The sequence below is a fragment of the Acinetobacter sp. CIP-A165 genome, assembly GCF_000367985.1.
GTDB lineage: Bacteria > Pseudomonadota > Gammaproteobacteria > Pseudomonadales > Moraxellaceae > Acinetobacter.
Genome location: NZ_KB849202.1, coordinates 260,090 through 282,899, shown reverse-complemented (window position 1 = coordinate 282,899; position 22,810 = coordinate 260,090). Strand labels below are relative to the sequence as shown.

Below are 22,810 nucleotides of genomic sequence, written 5' to 3'. Positions count from 1 at the left end.
TTATTTTAAATTTTTCACCCACTAAAACACTCAAGTATTTTTTAACCAGTTAGAAAAATTATCTATCTAATTTTATTGATATATATATGATATATACATCTTTAAATTAAGAAAAAATCTACATTTGAGCGATGCTACTTCATTCTTATAAATGGATAGACTTGTTTTATAAATCCCATTTTTTCTCGAGTTGGGAGTAATACAAAGCGTCTAATATTGATCGGCTTTAGTGACCCGTTTTAGTGATGGATTTTCTGCTTCACGAATAAGTCGTTCAACGCGTGTTAATGCATGTTTAATCGATTTTCCATCTTGGAATAAGATCATTTCACCTGCTTGAAAAGCCGTCCACTCCTCATTATGAGTTAAAGGCTCAGTGGTAATCACAGCGACCCGATCTTCCTCTGTCGTCACTTGGCTAAAATCAACCTCTACATCCAAATCAATCAAATGTGCATGTTGAAATGGATACTCTCGCACAAGCCAATGCAGTTTGGTGGTGGCATAACTAAATAATGCTTGACCATTGGATAAGCAGAAATTAAATGTGCCATGTTCAGCGATTTGAGGGGCGATACGTTCTAACAGAGAAAAAAGCTCTTCAAGACTAGGCTCTGTATAGCCAAACGCTTCAACCATTTGATCTAATAAGTAGCAAAATGCGTATTCACTATCAGTGTTGCCAACAGGTTCAAAGCGCCCATTCAATACAGGGTTAAAATTATGTAAATCACCATTATGCGCAAATATCCAATGTCTGCCCCACAACTCACGTAAAAATGGATGCGAGTTTTCTAAGGTAATTTTACCTTGCGTGGCTTTTCGAATATGTGCGATGACATTGCGTGATTTGATTGGATAGTTGCGTACTAAATCCGCAATTGGTGACTCAACTGCGGATTGATTATCGACAAATAAACGACAGGCTTTGTCTTCAAAAAAAGCGATACCAAAACCATCACAATGATCAGACGTCACACCTGCTCGTTGGGAAAAACCACGAAAGGAAAAAGTAATATCTGTCGGTGTTGCGCAGTTCATTCCTAATAGTTGGCACATATCTTTTTTACTTTCTGACATCTTTACCTATTGTGCATGAGCCCTAGATGCCTTGTAAATCTCAATATGTGCACAGAATGAGATTAAATATGACAAAGCCCTAACGTTGCACCATTTTATTCATCACAAATGAGGTTGCAATTTTATTCACTTCTAAGAATACGAAATAGTCTAAGCATTTAAAATCCTCATCATAGAATGCCTGTTTGGATAACTTCGACTGCATTCCTAAATACGTTTGAAATAGCTTAGGCATGCGCTCATCTTGCGGAAAACTATAGTCAGGACGTTCTGGCTCAAAAGCACGTTTTGAACGGATATCAATGCTCTGATGTGCAGCAAGTTGTTGAATTTGACGATGTGTATAATAGGCACGGGCTGAATTATCTTCAAGATGAATACTGACACAGCCCATTAAATACTTGGCACGCATTGACCAAAGAACTTTCGGGGCTAAATTCAGCCATAACATGGATAAAGCTTTACCTGAACGAAATTGTGGGTGAACACAGGTTCGTCCGATTTCCAATACATTCGGCAAATGTGAAAAATGTGGGACCACATCAAACTCTTGTGCGCTATAACTTTGTCCGATTTCATGTCCTTGGAACAATTTAAGCCGTGTATAAGCCACAATCTCCCCTGTCCATTTCTCACGTAACACCGCATGTTCACAACCAAAATCATAAATATCTTGATCGAGACCATCCTCAAAAGTCATCCCAAATTGATGGCTAAATTGCGTTGCTCTAAAACGTTGTACTTGTTGTAATTCTTTTAAATTATCTACCCATTCAAAACGAAACTGGGTTTGCGAAGGTTTTTGACGTAAAGGTAAAGTCAAATTTTGGCGATATTGGTTTAATTTTTCTAGCATAATGAAAGCTCCTTATGACTAGACTTACCTTAAATCGCTTAAATGACATTGCCATGACTAAAACATGAAGAGCTGATGACAAAAGAGACCTATATGAGGTCTCTTTCATCTTGGTATGAATATTTAATGCTTCATACGATTAGTAATCAACGTACCAACACCATGATCGGTAAAGATTTCTAATAAGGTTGCATGTGGCACACGACCATCAACAATATGCGCACTCACTACACCACCTTTGACCGCATCAAGCGCACAACCAACTTTAGGAATCATCCCGCCATAAATCACACCCGTCTCAATTAAACGATCAACTTCCTGCGTACTTAAACCTGTCAACAGGTTTTTATTTTCATCGAGTACACCAGTAATATTGGTGAGTAAAATCAGTTTCTCAGCACCTAACGCTTCTGCAACTTTTCCAGCCACTAAGTCCGCGTTGATATTATAGGTATTACCTTCGTCATCGACACCTAATGGTGCAATTACAGGAATAAAATCACCTTGGGTAAACATCTCAAGTACGTCGGTTTTAACGCCGATGACTTCGCCAACCATGCCCAAATCAATTTGAGAGATTGAACCATCTGCTTCTTGTTTTTCCATCAACAATTTACGCGCGCGAAGCAAATTTCCATCTTTACCCGTTAAACCAATGGCACGACCGCCATGTTGATTAATCAAGTTCACGATAGATTTATTGACACTACCACCCAAGACCATTTCGACAACTTCCATCGTCGCCTGATCGGTGACACGCATACCATCAATACGATCAGACTCTTGGCCTAAACGCTTTAATAATGAGTCAACCTGAGGTCCACCACCATGCACCACAATTGGATTTAAACCCACTGTTTTTAATAACACGATGTCACGAGCAAATGAACTTTCCAACTCTGGATCAGTCATCGCATTGCCACCGTATTTCACCACCAAAGTTTTGCCTGCAAAACGTTGGATGTACGGCAAAGCTTCAATCAAAATTTTAGCTTTATCAATGCCGATATGCTCGTGAGGTGGCATGTATCTCTCCTTATTAAGCCTGTGCGAGTTCTTGTGCAATTAGAGGATATTGATCTTGCAACATAGAAACAAATTCTTGGCGAATCTCAATTAATCGATCTGGGTTATCTGCATCAAAACGAACGGTAAAATACTCACCCGTATTGGATGCTCGAATAATGCCAAAACCATCGTCAAAATCAAGTCTTACGCCATCAATTTTACTTAAACGAGCGCCTAAACGATGACTTAAAATTTCAATATCATTTAAAACTTGTTTAGGATTCGCTTCGTGCGTACTGATATAGGTATCTTCAGTGCAATATCGTTCAGGATAAATCGCAAATAATTCAGAAAAACTGCCTGCATTGGATTGGGTAAAATACTCCATTACACGCAATGCGGCGTATAAACCATCGTCATAGCCAAAACCACGCCCATCATTAAAGACATAATGACCAGCATATTCCCCGCCAAACACGGCTTCACCTTGCGACTGTGATAAATAAGCACGTAAGAAACTACTGCCTGTCCGGATCATTTTCGCTTGTCCATCGAGTTGCTGCACCGTATCTGCAACCATCCGAGAACACTTCACATCAAATACGATTTCTTTATGTGGATGTTGTAACAAACACATCTGTGCGAACAAAGATAATAAACGATCAGGACTAATAATATGCGCGTGTTCGTCCAGTAGAACCACCCGATCCCCGTCTCCATCTAAAGCAATGCCTAAATTTGCTTTTTCAGAAATAATTGCGGCTTGTAATTGTCTTAAGTGTGCTGCATGCGATGGATCTGGAGCATGATCTGGAAAATCCCCATTTGCCTCACAGCGTAAAGCAATCACCTCGCAGCCTAACTTTTCTAAAACCTGTTTTGCACAACGACCAGCCGAACCATGCAAACCATCTAAAACAACTTTCAAAGGGCGTGATAAGTGAATATCGCTGAGCAATGATTGCTGATACTGCAAACAGTACTGAGGAATAATCTTATGCAAGACATTTTCCAAATCATGTGCTTGATTTAAATCAGACAAAGAGACTTGAGCCAATTGACCGATTTTTTGAATCGCTTCAGGATTCGGTGGTTCACCGCTCAAAATCCACTTAATCCCATTATCCGATTTTGGGTTATGACTTGCAGTGACCATGATGCCATTACCACCATAATCTCTTGCAATGTAATACATCATTGGTGATGAACAACACCCAATGTTGGTGACTTTAAAGCCCTGTTGTTCAAATATTTGCTGAATAATATTGGCATAAGTTGGACTGGTTAAACGCGCATCGTACCCTATTACGATTTGGTTTTGTTCAGCTTTTTTATACTGTAGTACTAAAGCGTAAGCAATTGAACGAATAACATGAGGTGTTAAATTACTTAGCTTTCCCCGGATATCATAAGCACGAAAAATATTCAGAGGAAATGTATGTTTTATATTCACAGTAAGCCCCTATTTTTTATAATCGAAAGACTATTCAAAAAATATTACTATTAAGAAATTAACGCACCCTTGTTGATAAAAATTAAAATAAATCGTCAGCTGCTTTTTAATATATATTTAAGCAACAATCAATACGAAAAATGCAACGTTCCACGCGAGAACATTGCACTCCAAAAGATTAATTGAAACGTTATTGTTGGCCTGTATGCCCAAAACCTCCTGCACCACGCTCAGTCGCAACAAATTCATTCACTTGTTCAAATTGTGCTTGTACAACAGGTACGAGCACATATTGTGCTAAACGCTCACCAGGTTCTAAACGGAAGGTGTTTTGTCCACGATTCCAAACAGACACCATCAACTCACCTTGATAGTCTGAATCAATCAAACCAACCAAGTTACCCAACACGATACCGTGCTTATGACCTAGACCAGAACGTGGTAAAATCAAACCCGCAAAATTTGGATCTTCAATGTAAATCGCCAAGCCAGTTTTGACTAAAACCGTTTCACCTGCAGCAATCTCAATCGCTTCATCCAAGCAAGCACGTAAATCTAAACCTGCTGAACCTGTCGTCGCATAAGAAGGCAATGCCCACTCTTGACCTAAACGTGCATCTAATACTTTAACTTGGACTTTCATTTCGACTTCCTACTTACACTTTCTTAACGTTTCAATAAAGCTTTTAAATTTGCGAGATAATGCTGCGCCTGCTCTTTCGGATCAACATTTGGCGCAAGTTTCTTCTTACGACCATGCCATTCCAGCTCATCTTGCGGTAGCTCATCCAAGAAGCGACTTGGTGTCATCTGACGCATTTGCCCACCGTTTTTACGCTGCTCTGCCAGTGTCAACGTTAAACCTTGACGTGCACGGGTAATCCCCACATACATCAAACGGCGTTCCTCTTCGATGGTTTCCGCTGCAATCGAGTTTTTATGTGGCAGTAACTCTTCTTCCAAACCAATCATATAGACATAAGGAAACTCTAGACCTTTGGCTGCATGCAGCGTCAATAGGTTCACCTTGTCAGTGTCTTCTTCCTCTTGCTGCTGTTCGAGCATATCCAATAAGACCAGTTTACGAATTACGCTTTCGATATTTTTCTCATCAACATCGTCGGCACGATTGATCAAGTTTTGGATACTGGTATATAGCGTCTCAATATTGTCTATCTTGGTTTTTTCTTGTGCTGGTGTCGCCGCTTGTTCACGCACATAATCAATATAGCCAGCTTCATTGATCATCTGACGGACTTTAGGTACAGGTTCATCATCATCTAAAAGTTCACGAGTGAATGTAGCAATAAAATCCGCGAACTCATGTAATTGTGTCGTCGCTTTCTTTGGCAACACCATCGACAGACGTTGGTCTGATGATGCTGTTAGCAATGACAGAGTATTTTCTTGTGCAAATAGACCGAGCTTTTCTAAAGTGACCGGACCAATGGCACGTTTTGGGGTATTAATAATTCGTAAGAATGCACTGTCATCTTCAGGATTGATGATTAAGCGTAAATAGCTCATCACATCTTTAATTTCGGCACGCGCAAAGAATGATTGCCCACCTGATAATTTATAAGGAATCTGTAGTTGACGCAGTTGGGTTTCTAAAACACGCGCTTGGAAATTACCACGATAGAGCACTGCATAATCTTTCCAACTTTTACCATTCATGAGCTTATGTGTGATTAAATCTTTAACCACACGCTCTGCTTCATCATCATCATTCAAACAAGTGATGATACGAATGGTTTCACCATGGCCTTTATCACTCCACAACTTCTTGTCAAAAATGTGCGGATTATTTTCAATCACGGCATTGGCAGCTTTTAAGATACGGCTAGTCGAGCGATAGTTTTGCTCAAGCTTAATCACTTTTAGATTATGAAAATCCTCTTTGAGTAAAGCCATGTTTTCAGGCTTTGCTCCGCGCCATGCATAGATGGATTGGTCATCATCTCCTACCGCAGTGAACTGTCCCATCACCCCGACTAAGAGCTTAACTAAGGTATATTGGGCGGTGTTGGTATCTTGATATTCATCCACCAACAAATAACGGACTCTGTTTTGCCATTTATCACGCACTTCCGCATTTTCCTGAAGTAAACGCGTTGGCATCACAATCAAATCATCAAAATCAACCGCATTATAAGCACGTAAGTTACGTTCATAAAGTTGATAGAGATGCGCAAGCTGAACATCATCGACCGTTTCACAGGTTGAATGTGCATGTTCAGGCAAAACCAGATCGTTTTTCCAATCTGAAATTTTTCGCATTGCTTTCGCAATCAAATCTTTGCTTTCAGCACCTGATAAATTGTCACGCTGCATCAAATCCATCAAAATTCGTTTACAGTCATCTGCATCTAAGATTGAGAAATTGGCTTTCAGCGGCAAGTTTTTTAATTCTAAGCGTAATAAATTTAAGCCAAATGTATGGAAGGTCGAGACAGAAAGCCCTTTTGCCTCTTCACGAGAAAGGAGCTTACTGACACGCTCTTTCATTTCACGTGCTGCTTTATTGGTAAAAGTCATTGCAGTGATGCGATGAGCAGGAATACCACACTGCTGCACCAAAAAAGCAACTTTTCTCGTAATTACTGAAGTTTTACCTGAACCTGCACCTGCAAGCACCAACAAAGGCCCTTGAACATATTTCATGGCTTCAAGTTGCTTGTCATTCAATTGACTGGCAGATGACATCGTTGTAATACCTCTCACGTTTCCGAGCATGATTATAGACATCTCTGTTTTAGAATCCCAATAATAAATCTTGGGATATGTATAAATTATGATGTCTTCTGCAAATAACACGCCACAGCTTGTCGCAAGAAATTTAAGCAATAAAAAAACCACCCGAAGGTGGTTCTTTAAAAATCAGTAAAAATTACTGTTTTGCATAAATGCTGATTTCTACACGACGGTTTTGTTCACGGCCAGCAGCAGTACTGTTGTCTGCGATTGGATTTGATGAACCATAACCTTGTGCATCAATACGACCACTTGAAATACCTTTACCAGCTAAATAGTTTTTAACTGATTGAGCACGTGCTTGAGATAATGGAATATTGATTGAATCATTACCTGTGTTGTCAGTATAACCAGTTACTAAGATCGCACTTTGGTTATCTTCAGCCAATACTTGCGCAACTTTGTTTAAAGTCGTATAGAAGTTTGGCTTGATATTTGATTTGTTAGTATCAAAAGTAATGCTACCAGGCATAATCAATTGAACAGAACCATCTGGATTACGGCCAACATCTACACCAGTACCCTGCATTTGTTGACGAAGTTTTTTCTCTTTGTTGTCAAGATATAAACCACCAGCACCACCTAAAACTGCACCAATCGCCGCAGCACGGTTATTTTGCTTACTTGTATTTGCATTACCTTTAGAAACGCCATATCCCGCAGCAGCACCAATCAATGCGCCTAGAGCAGACTTATCATATTCTACGCCGCCAATATTATTACCAGTAGTTTGGCAACCAGAAAGTACCAATCCAGCCCCTACGAGTGTTGAAATCATTAATGCACGCATTGCGTAGCTCCTGTCTATGTATTTTGTTGTCTTGGTGAATAATGGATGAGAAAACGATGCCATACCATTGATATTTTGTTAATAATAAACAGTTTATTTATATTTTTGTAATACTTTGATGCACTTTACTTGAATAAAGCAACACATTTCCTTCATCGTTATACGTTGACTGTTCTTTTCAAAAATAATATCACCATTTTCATTGTTAAGTTTACTACAAATTGGTATTTCACACCTCAGTAGAAGCTTTAATATTTTGTAGAAATGCGCTCTAACCCATCTAAATATATAAAAATTGTCAAGATCCTCAAATATACGGTTGTATTTCAATTTCTGTTGTTTATAGTTGGATCATCTATTTTTTAAACATTTGCACTCAAGGTTTGATTTATGTCTACCTCAAATAAAAAAGCATCTTTATTGCAAAAAATTAGTAAAGGATTGACCGTTGGTTCTGTCATTACAGGAAGCACCTTCTTGCATGGCCCTCCTGTGCTGGCTTTAGGTTTGACAAAATTATTCAAAAAATCTGCGAAAGTCGATGAAACGAATATCCAACTCGCAAATAGCTGGATTGGGATAAATAACCAACTCATTGAGCATGTACTGCCCAACCTACAATGGGATATCAGCATCGATGAAAAACTCGATCTAAGCTTACAAGGTCGATATTTGATGATTTGTAATCATCAAAGCTGGGTCGACACCACGGTTAATCAATATTTTGGTTTAACCCGTATGCCGCTTACCCGCTTCTTTACCAAGTGGGAGCTGATTTTCATTCCTTTTGTTGGTCAAGCCTTTAAAATTTTAGGCTTCCCAATGATGAAACGTCATACAAAAGAACAGATTGCTAAAAATCCTGAGCTAAAATCACGCGATATGCTCGAAGCACGCAAAGCCTGTGAACAATTACTGAGTCAGCCTTTTACTTTACTCAACTATTTAGAAGGCACACGTTTTACCCCAGAAAAACATGCCAAACAGCAGTCACCATATAAAAACCTGCTTAAGCCTAAAGCGGGTGGTTTAGCATTGGCGTTAAATATTCTGGGTGATAAAGTAGATGCCTTTGTTGATATGACCATTGTTTATCCAGATGGTCCGCCTGAATATAGCGATTTTTGGCTGGGTGATGTTTCCCGCATAGCGGTCGATTTACGTAAAATTGAGATTCCTGATTGGGTGCTTGGGGGCAACTACGAGGATGATCTAGAGTTTCGTGAACGTTTCCAAAAATGGGTCGATCAAATCTGGACTGAAAAAGATCAGCTCATTCAGCAAATGAAAGAAAAATATACAACCACATCGGACATTAAGTAAATTTATGACTCAGCAGAATAAGAAGCCAAAATCTAAATACCACAGTGTCGATCAAAACAGTTGGCCTTTCCGACTGTTTTTGCTCTATGACATCTTTATGGTGTTTATTATTGTATTTAACTTATTCTGCTTAGGTATGAACCTTTTCCTGATGAGTTCTCTTGGGGAATGGTTATTTCAACAGATTCATCTACTCAGCGTTCTTGATTTCTATCGAACCCATCTCAACCCTTGGGTTATCACCACTGAAGCTTGGTTTATTATCTTTTTGATTGCAGAACTGGTTGTACGTTGGATTTTTGCGATCATCAATAAACACCATGCTCGTTGGTGGTGGTTTCCATTTGTGCATTTCTATGAAATTCTAGCCATTATTCCTTATTTGCGTTTCCTACGTTTATTTCGGGCTGGGATTATTGCCTACCGCTTATATGAAATGGGCTATCAAGTGATCCCAGAAAAGATACAGCGCACACTTTTATTTTATTATCGTGTGGTGATGGAAGAGTTATCCGATCGCGTGGTACTGACTGTACTTGATGGGCTAAAGCGTGAGTTACAAACCAATAATAGCCATCAACAAACCATTCATAATTTGGTTGATCATCACCGCCAGTTATTTGTGACGACACTTTCCTCTTTGCTACAAGAATCTTTGGCGACTGCTTTACAACAGCAACAACCTGCGATTACCCAAAAAGTAGGTGCGATTGTCAATCAAGCCATCGAAGATACCCCTGAACTGACCCAGCTATTACGCCTTATTCCGATCGTCGGTGGGCGGATTGAGCAACAGATTCAAAGTATTGGACAACGCTTGGGGGAAAATATTAGCGCAGGTTTAATCGAGCCTTTTACAGCAGGCTCACCTCAGCAGCCCAATGAAAATTTTCAACTGATTGCAGAAAAAGTCAGTGAGCTAAATATTAATAATCAATACTTGGAAGAATTGGTTAAATCTGTCGTATTTGAAAGCATTGAGGCGATAAGCAAACAAGTTCGAGTCAAGCAATGGCAAGAAATGCTGGATGAAAATGCTCAATTGAACAAAAAAGCAGAATGATTACAAGAAAATTTACTATTCGAGCTAGAGAATTGCTGTAATTTGTTCTAGCATTTGCTTTTATTTTAACACACTAGAGTGCTTAAAAGCCCTGAAGGATACATTATGGCTGATATACGGATTACGGGCAGAATGGTGAATTTTAGTCGATTAACTTTCGACACAAATGACCACAATGCAATCCGACAGCAATTGACGAGCACACTCAATGAAGGTTCTTATTTAGGAACTTTGGTAATTATAGACAGTACCGTTGAACAAGAACTCATCGCCTTAATTCAAGTGTTAATCGATCTAGGCCTACAACCAATGGCAGTGATTGATGGTCTCTTAGGTGATGAAGCACGAGCGATTCAATTCCCTGTTTTACCTGCGGATCAACCCTTACAGCGGATTAAAGCATCGAAAGAACAAGTGGTGGCTCACCCAGCTAAAGAGCAAGCGAATAGTGCTGCAATACAAACACCACAAAAAAACACAGCGCATACGCATATCACCTCTTATCATGATGAGATTTTGCGTACTGGGCAATGTTTGGTACAAGATCAAGGCGATATTATCTTAAATGCAGGTATGAACAGCTGCTCTGAAGTGATTGCATCTGGAAATATTCACATTTATGGTAATGCACGTGGTAGAGTCATTGCAGGTGCAGGTGGACATACTTCAGCGCGCATTTTTTGCAATTCTCTCGAAGCAGAACTGGTCTCTATCGCAGGGACATATTGTGTTGCAGATGATATTCCTAAAGATCTGATCAAGAAACCTGTACATATTTATTTAAACGCCAAGCAAGAGCTTGAATTTGAAACTTTGCAGTTTTAATTTATAAACACCAAAAAAGCCCTTTTAGGGGCGTATGACCATAAATAGGAGTGGATTCGGTGGCCAAAATTGTTGTCGTAACGTCAGGCAAAGGTGGTGTAGGTAAAACTACGACCAGCGCATCTTTTGCAACAGGATTAGCCCAACGTGGTCATAAAACTGTTGTGATCGATTTCGATGTAGGTTTACGTAATCTTGACTTAATCATGGGCTGCGAACGCCGCGTCGTCTATGACTTTGTTAATGTCATCAATAACGAAGCTCGCTTACAACAAGCGCTCATCCGTGATAAAGAAATTGAAAACCTATATATATTACCTGCTTCACAAACCCGTGATAAAGATGCCTTAAGTGATGAAGGTGTTGCCCGCGTGATTGATGAATTGTCACAAGAGTTTGATTACATCATTTGTGACTCACCAGCAGGGATCGAGCGTGGTGCAATTTTAGCGATGTATCATGCTGATGAAGCAATCATTGTCACAAACCCAGAAATTTCTTCTGTTCGTGACTCAGATCGTATCATCGGTATGTTGGATAGCAAAACTAAAAAAGTTGAGCAAAACGAAGGCCGTATCCGTAAGCACTTGTGTATCACACGTTTCAATCCAGAACGTGCAGATAGACAAGAAATGCTGACGATTGATGACATTTCTAAAGATATTTTACGTGTTCCGACTTTGGGTGTTATTCCTGAGTGTCCGAGCGTACTTCAAGCATCGAACGAAGGTAAGCCTGTTATTCTTTATACAGAAGAAAAAGCTGGTCAAGCCTATGATGATTTAGTGGCTCGTTTTCTTGGTGAAGAACGTCCTTATCGACACATTGTGGTACAGCCAAGAGGTTGGTTAGCTAGACTATTTGGAGCGTAATGATGGCAGGATTCTGGAGTAAATTATTTAGCAGTGATGAAAAGTCATCAAGTGCACAAACTGCCAAAGATCGTCTAAAGGTAATTGTTGCATCTGAACAAGGCTTAGGTCGTCGTTTAAGCCAAGACAAGATTGACCAAATGAAAAAAGAAATCATGCAGGTCGTCAGTCGTTACGTTCGAGGTGTGGATGAACAGCATATTCAAATGCAAGTTCGTTCAGAAGCAAATATTGAAATGTTAGAAATGAATATCAATTTACCTGAAGATCGATAGTAGTTTTTTCATTAGCGATTTTTTGCAAATAAAGGCAAAATATGAGGCTGGGTAAGCAAAGCAACGCTTTGCCCAGTCGCAAGACGAGAAGCTACGCTTCGAGTAGAATATTTTTCCTTTATTAAAGACTGAGGAGACTGTCATGGCATTATCACAGCCAGCAACTTTCAATGAAGAATGGTCAGATGAGCGTGTTTTTGCCTACCTCAACCAACTTCCACCAACAGGTGTCAATGCTGACTTTCATGTCCTCTATCATGCATTTAAACACATGCGTCCAAATGACTATGAGCGATTGATTACTCAGTTTTTGGCTGATGGCCGTGACTTGAATGCAACCAATCCTGAAGGATTACGCATCCATGACGTAATTGCACAATTTCCACGCCAAAAAGATGGTTTCTTAGAAGTCTTAGCAAAGTTTGCTTAATAAAAAAAAGCCTGCATCATGCAGGCTTTTTTTTGAATAATTATCGACTGCCAATCAAATACACACCCAACAAAGTAAAAATCCCACCTGAAACACCATCGATCCATTTTGCAAAGTTTTGATACGCTGTGCGAAATGTAGGTAGAGAAAATACAAATGCGACCAAAGTAAACCATAACGCGGTTTCAACCGAAACAATAATAAAAAGCAATGAATGATGCTGATCAAATAAAGGATTGGTTAAAAACAGAGAAAATACACTACCAAAATAGATGATTGCTTTTGGATTTGACAGATTTGTTAGCAATCCTTTCATAAAAAATAAATAAGGTGATTGAGGCAAGACAATCGGATTTACCGTCTGATCCCCTTTAGAGAAAGCCGAGCGAAGCATCTGGAAGCCAAGCCAACACAAATATAAACCGCCCGCAATTAACAGCCCTTGTTTAAGCCAAGCCATTTTCTCAAAAATGATATTGAGTCCCATCAACGCCAATAGTGACCAAAGCATTGCACCGATGCAAATACCCAAAACGACCAATACAGCCTCTTTACGCGAACGACTGATCGCCGTTTGTGAGACCAAAAAGAAATCTGGTCCGGGCGTAATTAATGCACAAAAATGAATGAAAATTAGCGTACTCAATGCAACTAACATAGCTCACCCTAGCAATGGGACTCCAAAGCGTAAGCTTAAATAAAAAATGTGATTATTACTATATAAAAATAAGTAAATATAAAAAGAAAGCCTCTAAATAGAGGCTTTATTATTGGATTTTTCTCGTTAAACGAGAATATCTCGTTTGCCATTTGCACCCATCGCACTGACGATACCATTTTCTTCCATTTGGTCAATAATACGGGCAGCTCGGTTATAACCTAAACTAAATTTGCGCTGTAATGAAGAAGTTGAAGCTTTGCGTGTTTCCAAAACAAAAGCAACACACTGATCATAAAGCGCATCACGGTTTGGATCACCATCACCATCTTCAAAACCACGTGAAGACGGTTCCTCATCAAAAGGCGTCAATATTTCATCAACATAGTTCGGTTCACCACGCTCACGCCATGCATCACAAATGCGATTGACTTCGTCATCACTAATGAATGCACCATGAACACGCTCAGGCTCAATTTTACCCGGCCCTAAGAACAACATATCACCATGACCAAGCAAGTCCTCTGCCCCGCCCGCATCTAAGATCGTACGCGAGTCAATTTTACTGTTTACACGCAATGCTACACGGGTTGGGATATTGGCTTTAATCAAACCTGTGATTACATCTACAGATGGACGTTGCGTTGCAAGCAGCAAATGGATACCTGCCGCACGAGATTTTTGTGCTAAACGCGTAATCATTTCTTCCGCTTTTTTACCAACCTGCATAATCATGTCAGCAAACTCATCCGCAACAATGACGATCGAAGGTAACGGCGTCAGACGTGCTGCACGTTCTTGTGTTGCTGAGTCACTTGGTTTCCACGTTGGATCAATTAAATCCTCACCATTTGCAATCGCTTCTTCAACTTTACGATTGTAGTCACTGAGTTTACGAATTTTAAGAAATGACATCAGTTTATAACGACGTTCCATTTCATTTACACACCAATTCAATGCACTCACCGCATCTTTCATGTCGGTTACAACAGGCGTTAATAAGTGAGGAATATCATTATAATTGGCTAATTCTAGCTGTTTTGGATCAATTAAAATAAAACGCAATTGATCAGGCGTATATTTCAGCAACATCGACAAAATCATCGAGTTGACCGCAACTGATTTACCTGAACCTGTCGTTCCCGCGACCAACATGTGTGGTGCTTTCCCCAAATCAGCAATAACAGGATTACCTGAAATATCTTTACCCATCGCCATAGAAAGAATGCTATTTGGATCGGTAAAAGCAGGAATGGTCAATAATTCAATCAGACGTACCATTTCACGCGTGCTGTTTGGAACTTCAATACCAATATAAGGTTTGCCCGGAATGACTTCTACAACCCGCACAGATGCCATCGACATTGAGCGCGCTAAGTCACGCGAAATATTAGTCACTTTAGATGCTTTAACGCCTGGTGCAAGATCCAATTCAAAACGCGTGACCACAGGTCCAGGTTGAGCTTCAACCACCTGTGCTTTTACATTGAATTCCTGTAGCTTAATTTCTAATAATTCAGAAAGTCGCGCCAATTGTTCCGCTGTAAAATTCACCTTTTTGTTTGGATCAACTTTATCCAGCAACTCTAAGCCCGGTAAAGTTGGCAAGTCACGACGTTTCTGCGCAACCTGCATCGCACGTGACATTGGACGCCCAAATGTATCCGTTAATGGCGCATCCAAATCAAAATCATCTTCTAAATCTAAATCTGTTTCAGCTTTTCCAGCCGTTTCTTGCCATGCTTCAATAAATGCTTCTTTGGATAACTTTTCTTTTTGCATCTCAGCGGTGGCACTTACAGCAGCAAGTTGTGCATGAGGGTTACTGCTTGTTGGCGTGGTTATTTTGTCTTGCTCACTTTCAACTAAAAGATCATTAAAATGATCGAAATCATCCTGCGCATCTAGATGTGCATTTTTGGCAGGCGATGTTTGGGAATAAAGATTTTTTGTTGGCGTTGATTCACTTAGTGGCGAATCAAAATCAATATCCATGTCCACCGTATGATGTGCATTTTGTTGCAACTCTGGCGTAAATGGTGTGTGTAAATCCGTCGCTGTCTTGGTGTTTGGAACTGCAGCCAATAATTCATCAAAAATTTGATCATCATTCCAGTCTAAATGGCGATGATTGCTTTTCTGAATCTCTGGTTCTGACTGCGATGGCTGTGGCGCTGTAGAAGAACTTTCATCATCAGCAGCTCTTAAGAGCGCATCAATTTCCTGTTTATGATTCGCATCATCACTTTGTAGCGCGCGCCATACCTCACCTGTTTGAACGAGGCGTTGGCTTTCAGTTTCAAACTGATGTGCGCGTTGTAAGGTTTGCTCAAAGTCTTCGGTTTGCGGCGTTTGTTGTGGTTGATTACCTTGTTGCTCTCGCGCAACGACATCAGCAAACAACTTTTCAGCCAAAATCTGATGATGTGAATCATCCATTTTTGTTGCTTTGGCTTGAACATCATCTACCGTTGCGCTAGTTAACGTTGCTTGCTGCACATCCGATTCAGTCTGTACTGGTACTTTATTTTTTATTGCAGGTATTTCTGATTCCACCAATTGTTCAGTACGGTCATAAGCGGATTCATTCTGCGGCACATTTCTATAGAATAAATCTTGTAAATAGGCAGGTGTCTTTTTCAACATCAACCATGTTTTATTCCATTGGATACCAAAAGCCAAAGTAATCAATAAAATACTAAATGCCAGTAAAAAAAATGTCGCTCCATAAATGGTTAATAGGTGAGACAAACTTTGCCCTAACTCATAACCAATGATGCCACCTGCAGCATTATCCAGCGTATCCGCAGGCGTGTTCCAGTGTAAATACAATAAACTAGAGATCGATAAGATCAAAAAGAATTGTGCTGCATAGCGAAAAGGTAAATTTAGAAAGCTTCTTGGCCACCAAACCTGTACCGCCTCTATAAATAAAAATAAAGGAATAAGTAAGCTCGCCCAGCCCAAGAAACCAAATAATAAATCTGCGATCCAAGCGCCAGCGACCCCACTTGCATTTGAAACATGCTGGGTATCACTAGAGATATGCATCCAACCCGGATCAAAAGGTGTGTAGGTCACTGTGGCAAGAAATAAATAAATGCCAAAAGAAATTAAAAATAATGTCATTAAAAAGCGTTGTGCATAAACACTTGACACCGCAGCCATATACAATCCTGTAACCCAATTCGTTATTTGTTGGTATCTTTTAAGGTCTAACTTACCTTAATCAATAAGTTTTATATTATGCACGCGTTCTAAAAAAAAAGATGCACGATTGTTTACTGTTGTTGTTAACATCGAAGGCCGATTCACATTTTCGACACGTAATTTTGAAATAATCAATTCTTCAAACATGATATAGCCTATTTCGATTGAACTTATCAATATTATCCACATGGTTTTGCCCCCAATCTTGTGCGGATTCACGTATAATTTTAGCATTTTCAATATAAGAAGGATGTTCTTTAATGAGCGCTCGTCACTCACGATTAATTATTCTGGGTTCTGGTCCTGCAGGTTACAGCGCGGCAGTTTATGCTGCGCGTGCCAACCTCAAACCGACACTCATCGCCGGTATACAACTAGGCGGTCAATTGACCACGACCACTGAAGTCGATAACTGGCCGGGTGACCCTGAAGGATTGACTGGTCCAGTACTTATGGATCGTATGCAAGCTCATGCAGAACGTTTCGGTACAGAACTCGTCTACGATCATATTAATGAAGTTGACCTCAAAACTCGCCCATTCGTATTAAAGGGCGATATGGCTGAATACACATGTGATGCGCTTATCATTGCAACAGGTGCGACTGCACAGTACTTAGGTCTCGAGTCTGAAGCTGCATTTATGGGTCAAGGCGTCAGTGCTTGCGCAACATGTGACGGTTTCTTCTACAAGAACCAAAATGTCATGGTTGTTGGTGGTGGTAACACTGCGGTAGAAGAAGCGCTTTATCTTTCAAATATTGCTGCACATGTCACTTTAGTCCATCGTCGTGACAGCTTACGTTCAGAAAAGATTTTACAAGAGCATCTTTTTGCTAAAGAAAAAGAAGGCAAAATCAGTATCATTTGGAATCATCAAGTCGATGAAGTGCTGGGTGATAAAACAGGTGTAACTTCTGTTCGTATCAAATCAACGCAAGACTCAAGCACTCAAGACGTTCAAGTCCAAGGTCTATTTGTTGCGATTGGTCATAAACCGAATACCAGTATGTTTGACGGTCAACTTAACCTACGCGATGGCTACATCCAAGTGCAAAGTGGTACTTCTGGTAATGCAACAGCAGCTTCTATTGAAGGTGTTTTTGCTGCAGGTGATGTCGCGGATAGTATTTATCGTCAAGCGATTACTTCAGCTGGATCAGGCTGTATGGCTGCTTTAGATGCTGAGAAGTATTTAGACAATTCGAACTAATTTACAATTTATGAAAAGACCACCAAATTTTTGGTGGTTTTTTTTATAAATCATTCATACAATCAAAAACATGAATACCTTTTAAACAAAATTTGATAATGGATGTATGAATGACAACAACATGGACTAACGGCTATCAAACAGAAGTAAATTATACCTATGGTTATTATCGTGACTTGAGCCCGAATTTTCAAAAATTCTGCTTACTACTCAATGGCATCGAAAGTCCTGACTTTCAGGATAACCAAACCCATTGTGAACTTGGTTTTGGACAAGGCGTTAGTATTAATATTCACGCCACAAGTAATGAAGCTAAATTTTACGGTACCGACTTTAATCCTGCCCATGCAGCACATGCCAATCAATTAGCAGAACAAAGCCATATTGAGCATTTTTTTTATGATGATAGCTTTGAGGAACTTCTGAATCGCCATGATTTGCCGATGTTTAACTCGATCAGTTTGCACGGTATATGGAGCTGGATTAGCTATGAAAATCAACACATTATATTAAAATTCATTCGAAAATTTCTAAAACCAAATGGTATTGTATATATCAGCTATAACTGCGTCACTGGTTGGGCTGCAAACATGCCAATCCGTGAGCTATTTCATAGTCATTTCAAATTTAATAGTAAAAGTACCAACCCAATTCAAAAGGTGAATGAAGCACTAAACTTTAGTGATGAGTTACTCAAACAAAACCCTGTTTTTGCTCAGCGTAATCCAAACGCCACACAAAAAGTTGCAGACTTAAAACAACAAAATCCCAACTATTTGATTCATGAATATCTAAACCAAGATTGGCAATGTTTTTCATTTCAACAGATTGTCCGCATTCTTGATGAAATCAAACTGTCTTATGCTGGTTCTACTGATTTAGGTTCTCATCTTGATAATATTAACTTTTCTGAAGAACATCAAAAGTTTTTAGATGCAATTGAACATCCAATCTTCAAAGAGCAATGCCGAGACTATTTTGCAAATACACAGTTTAGGAGAGACTTATTCATTCGTGGAAAGAACAATTTAACTCCACTACAAGTCCAAGAAAAATTACGCAAGACCGCTTTTGTGTTACTTACGGCTAAAGAACAATTACCAACAAGTATCAATGGTCTATTAGGTACATTCAATTTAATTGAAGAAATTTATCAACCTATTGCTAATCGATTTGCTGAGGATAATTATCAACCATTAACAATCGCGGAGTTTGAACAAAGTTTTCCAGAACTAAACTACGCAAAGATTTTAAATGCATTAGTAATTTTATGTCATCTCGGTTTGGCGCAACCTTGTCAAAATCTTAAACCAAAAGAGAAAACGGTTAAACACTGCCATGATTTAAACCATCACATTCTGAAACAAGCCAGTTTTCATCAAAACTATAACGTCTTAGTCAGCCCACTTACTGGTATCGGCATTCCAACAGAACACTTCCATCAGCTATTCTATCGTGCACATTTTATTGATGGATTAGAAACAGCAAGTGATTTTGCGATTTATGTCCAAAATGTTATCAGTCAACTTGGATGGCTAGTTTTAGATAAAGATGGCAATACCGTGGCTGATAAAACTCAGAGCCTTGAGATCATAAAAGGCAAAGCGCAAATCTTTATTGATAGTAAAAAAATTGAAATCGCGAAACAACTTCGTTTATTTAATTAGCCTGTCAATGGAATGGTGATCTTTCAACGATTGCCATTCTGTTTCAGTTCAGTTAGTTTAGAATCATTCCTATTAACTTTCCCTGATATGCAACAACTCCCCTTATCTCAATACAATTTTCCAAATCCAATAGAAGCAGATCCTGACGGTCATGGATTTATCTGTATTGGCGCGGATCTATCCCCTTCCACTTTATTCGAAGCGTATACCCACGGCTTATTTCCTTGGTTCAATGAGGATGAACCGATATGCTGGTGGAGTCCCGAACCTCGCTGCATTATCGAACCGCGATCATACAAGCCAAGCAAATCCTTAATCCGTAATATGAAAAAGCATGATTATCGGATTACCATTAACCATGCTTTTGAAGAGGTCATGCGCTCTTGTTCAATGCCACGTAGCTATACCAATGAAACATGGATTAGCGAAGATATTATTCAAGGCTATTGTGCTTTATTCAAAGCGGGCTATGCTTATAGTATTGAGGTCTGGCATCAACAGCAACTTGTCGGTGGTTTGTATGGTGTTAGCATTGGCAAAGGCTGTTTTGGTGAGTCAATGTTCAGCACTGAAACCGATGTATCGAAAATGGCATTTTATACCTTAATGCTAATCGGACAAGAAAATCAGTTCGCTTGGGTGGATTGCCAACTGGTCAATGAACACCTCATAAGTTTAGGCGCACGTACACTTTCTCGCCAAATATATCTAAAATCGTTACAAGATGTAATTATTGCCCCCCCTATCAATTGGAAAAGCTATCAAGAACGTGTATTTTCAAGTAAAACAATAGCACTTAATGCAAAATTAGACGGTTAACGGACGAACACCTTGGAGGGACAGATTCATGAAATCATACCAACCCAAGTCCCTTTTAAATGACTTACAGTATTACATCACGCCACCGCATGATTGTAGCTACCTCGATAGCAAATCAGCTCGAATGGTGTTTTTAGATCCAATTCACCGTATCGATGTGGTGACATTGTCGGAACTTTCTCGCGTCGGTTTTCGACGTAGTGGTGATTTTGTTTATCGCCCTGAGTGCCATTTGTGTCGCCAATGTTTATCTTGTCGCGTACCTATTCAAGAATTTCAAATGAATAGTAGCCAGAAAAAGGCATGGAAACGTAATCAAGATTTAAAAATGAATATTTTGCCCACTTCTCAAGCGATGCAACAACATTACGATTTATACGAACGCTATATCAATGAACGCCATGCAGATGGCGATATGTATCCAGCAAACCTTGACCAGTTTGAAAAATTCCTTGTGCATAGCTGTACCGATAGTTTCTTTCTGGAACTATGGAAAGATCAGAAACTAATTGGGGTTTCAACCTGTGATCTCATGGATGATGGGCTATCCGCCGTTTATACCTTCTTTGACCCAGACGAACAACGTCGTTCTTTAGGCGTCTTTGCGATCCTCAAACAAATCGAATATGTCCGCAGTCTAAACCTTGAATACCTCTATCTAGGTTACTGGGTTCCACACTCACAAAAAATGAATTACAAATCACAATATACGCCACTCGAATTATTGCTTGATGGACAATGGCGTAGGCTAAATCGTCCACTCTCCAACAATGAAATACAGCAACTTGGAGATTCATTAATGAGTACACTTCCATCCGAATGGAATAATTTAATTATTAAATAGCGTTTATTGAAATAGCGCTGCAAAATCATCAGTGCATGTTCTGACCATGATCACAGCATGCTCTCTTGAACCATCACCATTTGGATAATAGTTTTTGCGTAAATCAATCTGATGGAATTGCGCTTTTTCATATAAACGAATTGCTGCGCGATTACTTTCTCGCACTTCTAAAAAAATCTGAATCGGATGATTTTTTAATTGCTCGATTGAATAATCAAGTAATGCATAGCCCAATCCTTTCCCTTGCTGACTTGGATGAATGGCCATCAGTAATAAATTTGCTTCATCCAACACAGGCTGTAAGATACAAAAGCCTACCACCTGATTGGCTTGTTCATAAACAGTGCATTGATGAGATACTAAAGATTCTTGGAACTGTTGTTTAGACCATGGATGTGTCTGAACTAAGCGCTCAATCGCAGCAACATGATCCACGTCACCTTCTTGCATCAATCGGATCAAAATCTACTACTCTATAAATATGATGATGCGATTATCAGCAATTTTAGCCAAAATTTGAATAAAAAAATGGACAGTTTTCACTGTCCGTTGAAGTTAACTTGGATTGAAACCCAATTCAGTACGCCATTTATTTAATAGCTCAGTTGTATCATCATCATTCGGATGAAAGCGAGGTCTTAGGAAATCGAGTAATGTCGGAATCTGACGTGACATAAAGCCTTTATAACCATACATAAATTTGATCATATATTTGGTATCACGCCAAGTAAGCTTGCCATCAGTTTTGAGTAGCTTCGCTGTAAAGTATGATTGTGTGATGAAGATCAATCCCATTGCAATCACAAGCGCCAATGAACGCATAAAATACGCTTTTGCACCTCGACCATACATCGTTTCATATACATCGAAAGCAACCGCCTTATGTTCGTTTTCCTCTACTGCATGCCACATCCAAAGGTGATACATCGTTTCGTCTTGGAACATTGCCTGAATGTCTGGGTTGCTCAACAATTCTTCTGCAATCGTCGAAGTAAAATGCTCTAAGGCACACGTTCCTGTCAAACCAATCATTTCTTTGCTAAACCCAAAAGGTTTAAGCGCTTGTGAAATTATGCCGATTGTACGGTTAATCAAACGTCCAGTTTGTGCTTCCATTTCTCGCACATCGTAACCATAGGCTTGTGCAGCTGCATTAAAAGCCAAATGTTCTTTGGAATGCATCGCCTCTTGACCGATAAAAGCACTAATTTCTTTCTGTAATATAGGGTCAGCTAATTTAGGATCATTTCTCACGGCACGAGTACTATTGACAAAGAATTGCTCACCTTCTGGGAAGAGTGCTGATAGTGCAGTCATAAAATGAGTTAATGCTGCATCGCCATGTGCCCAGTAACGTGGTACTTCACCAAATTCAAAATCCATCCGGCGTACAGGGAAACTGGCACCAGCACGGTTTGAAATATTAACTTTAGCATTCATACCTTGTTCTCCTATAATGCAAATATTCTTTTTAATTACGCTCTATTTATTAGTTATACGCGCTTTTATATGCATTAAATAAGTGCAGATAAGGTCATTAAAGCATCATCTTAGGACATGAGGAGAAATAAAGCATCGCTTTATTTCGACGCAAGGGAAATTTATCGAATAAGAATATAAAATCTAGTTTTCATAAAAAACAAGAAAGGACAATCAAATTGTCCTTTCATAA

Annotated in this window: 21 protein-coding genes; 10 read left to right on the top strand and 11 right to left on the bottom strand. The window is 39.5% G+C overall.

The features are described from left to right. Positions 1-210: 210 nt before the first annotated feature. The 7 genes from F991_RS06910 to F991_RS06880 all read right to left on the bottom strand — a co-directional run bounded on the left by F991_RS06910 (position 211) and on the right by F991_RS06880 (position 7,941). Positions 211-1,059: a class II glutamine amidotransferase gene (locus tag F991_RS06910; RefSeq protein ID WP_034595594.1), complete on the bottom strand. Its 849-nt coding sequence runs from the start codon at positions 1,057-1,059 to the stop codon at positions 211-213. Positions 1,060-1,159: 100 nt separating this feature from the next. Continuing rightward, on the bottom strand, positions 1,160-1,936 hold the full coding sequence (locus F991_RS06905; RefSeq protein ID WP_004670140.1) for a GNAT family N-acetyltransferase: 777 nt from the start codon (positions 1,934-1,936) through the stop codon (positions 1,160-1,162). Positions 1,937-2,059: 123 nt separating this feature from the next. Continuing rightward, positions 2,060-2,962, bottom strand: coding sequence for an acetylglutamate kinase (argB, locus tag F991_RS06900; protein ID WP_004670138.1), 903 nt, complete (start codon positions 2,960-2,962; stop codon positions 2,060-2,062). 13 nt (positions 2,963-2,975) lie between these two features. Beyond that, a complete protein-coding gene (locus tag F991_RS06895; RefSeq protein ID WP_004670136.1) occupies positions 2,976-4,397 on the bottom strand; it encodes a phosphomannomutase/phosphoglucomutase in 1,422 nt (473 codons plus the stop codon). Positions 4,398-4,587: 190 nt separating this feature from the next. Then, positions 4,588-5,040, bottom strand: a complete 453-nt coding sequence (gene dut, locus F991_RS06890) for a dUTP diphosphatase (protein WP_004670134.1) — start codon at positions 5,038-5,040, stop codon at positions 4,588-4,590. Between the two features lie 23 nt (positions 5,041-5,063). Continuing rightward, entirely contained in the window at positions 5,064-7,103 is a 2,040-nt protein-coding gene (locus F991_RS06885; protein WP_004670132.1) for a UvrD-helicase domain-containing protein, read from the bottom strand. Between the two features lie 184 nt (positions 7,104-7,287). Continuing rightward, on the bottom strand, positions 7,288-7,941 hold the full coding sequence (locus F991_RS06880; protein ID WP_004670130.1) for a YiaD family glycine zipper/OmpA-like lipoprotein: 654 nt from the start codon (positions 7,939-7,941) through the stop codon (positions 7,288-7,290). 390 nt (positions 7,942-8,331) lie between these two features. On the opposite strand from F991_RS06880, the gene F991_RS06875 reads away from it, so the two are divergent. The 6 genes from F991_RS06875 to F991_RS06850 all read left to right on the top strand — a co-directional run bounded on the left by F991_RS06875 (position 8,332) and on the right by F991_RS06850 (position 12,729). Beyond that, complete coding sequence (locus tag F991_RS06875; protein WP_004670128.1) at positions 8,332-9,264, top strand: acyltransferase; 933 nt, start codon at positions 8,332-8,334, stop codon at positions 9,262-9,264. A 4-nt stretch (positions 9,265-9,268) separates the two neighbouring features. After that, positions 9,269-10,327 (top strand): hypothetical protein, encoded by a 1,059-nt coding sequence (locus tag F991_RS06870; RefSeq protein WP_004670126.1) that lies wholly within the window; start codon positions 9,269-9,271, stop codon positions 10,325-10,327. Positions 10,328-10,432: 105 nt separating this feature from the next. Beyond that, complete coding sequence (minC, locus tag F991_RS06865; RefSeq protein WP_004670124.1) at positions 10,433-11,152, top strand: septum site-determining protein MinC; 720 nt, start codon at positions 10,433-10,435, stop codon at positions 11,150-11,152. A 59-nt stretch (positions 11,153-11,211) separates the two neighbouring features. Continuing rightward, positions 11,212-12,024: a septum site-determining protein MinD gene (gene minD, locus F991_RS06860; protein WP_004670121.1), complete on the top strand. Its 813-nt coding sequence runs from the start codon at positions 11,212-11,214 to the stop codon at positions 12,022-12,024. Between the two features lie 2 nt (positions 12,025-12,026). Then, positions 12,027-12,299, top strand: a complete 273-nt coding sequence (gene minE / locus F991_RS06855; protein WP_004670120.1) for a cell division topological specificity factor MinE — start codon at positions 12,027-12,029, stop codon at positions 12,297-12,299. A gap of 142 nt (positions 12,300-12,441) precedes the next feature. Further along, positions 12,442-12,729 carry a PA4642 family protein gene (locus F991_RS06850; RefSeq protein WP_004670118.1) on the top strand — a complete coding sequence of 96 codons (288 nt, stop codon included), beginning with the start codon at positions 12,442-12,444 and terminating at the stop codon, positions 12,727-12,729. Between the two features lie 40 nt (positions 12,730-12,769). Here the strand turns inward: F991_RS06850 and rhtC are convergent, their stop codons facing one another. Both rhtC and F991_RS06840 read right to left on the bottom strand, forming a co-directional pair. Next, positions 12,770-13,387 carry a threonine export protein RhtC gene (gene rhtC, locus F991_RS06845; protein WP_004670116.1) on the bottom strand — a complete coding sequence of 206 codons (618 nt, stop codon included), beginning with the start codon at positions 13,385-13,387 and terminating at the stop codon, positions 12,770-12,772. A 126-nt stretch (positions 13,388-13,513) separates the two neighbouring features. After that, the gene (locus F991_RS06840; protein ID WP_004670113.1) at positions 13,514-16,555 is read right to left on the bottom strand and encodes a DNA translocase FtsK; all 3,042 of its coding nucleotides are present in this window, start codon (positions 16,553-16,555) and stop codon (positions 13,514-13,516) included. A 302-nt stretch (positions 16,556-16,857) separates the two neighbouring features. On the opposite strand from F991_RS06840, the gene trxB reads away from it, so the two are divergent. From trxB to F991_RS06820, 4 genes are all read left to right on the top strand, one after another. Then, a complete protein-coding gene (gene trxB / locus F991_RS06835; RefSeq protein ID WP_004670109.1) occupies positions 16,858-17,808 on the top strand; it encodes a thioredoxin-disulfide reductase in 951 nt (316 codons plus the stop codon). Between the two features lie 110 nt (positions 17,809-17,918). Further along, complete coding sequence (locus F991_RS06830; RefSeq protein ID WP_004670107.1) at positions 17,919-19,475, top strand: methyltransferase regulatory domain-containing protein; 1,557 nt, start codon at positions 17,919-17,921, stop codon at positions 19,473-19,475. 87 nt (positions 19,476-19,562) lie between these two features. After that, the gene (gene aat, locus F991_RS06825) at positions 19,563-20,294 is read left to right on the top strand and encodes a leucyl/phenylalanyl-tRNA--protein transferase (RefSeq protein ID WP_034595487.1); all 732 of its coding nucleotides are present in this window, start codon (positions 19,563-19,565) and stop codon (positions 20,292-20,294) included. A gap of 28 nt (positions 20,295-20,322) precedes the next feature. Further along, positions 20,323-21,138 carry an arginyltransferase gene (locus F991_RS06820; RefSeq protein WP_004670102.1) on the top strand — a complete coding sequence of 272 codons (816 nt, stop codon included), beginning with the start codon at positions 20,323-20,325 and terminating at the stop codon, positions 21,136-21,138. A 3-nt stretch (positions 21,139-21,141) separates the two neighbouring features. Here F991_RS06820 and rimI read toward each other — a convergent pair whose 3' ends face one another. Then, on the bottom strand, positions 21,142-21,600 hold the full coding sequence (gene rimI, locus F991_RS06815; RefSeq protein WP_212749350.1) for a ribosomal protein S18-alanine N-acetyltransferase: 459 nt from the start codon (positions 21,598-21,600) through the stop codon (positions 21,142-21,144). Positions 21,601-21,693: 93 nt separating this feature from the next. Next, positions 21,694-22,578 (bottom strand): metal-dependent hydrolase, encoded by an 885-nt coding sequence (locus F991_RS06810; RefSeq protein WP_004670098.1) that lies wholly within the window; start codon positions 22,576-22,578, stop codon positions 21,694-21,696. Between the last annotated feature and the right edge of the window lie 232 nt (positions 22,579-22,810).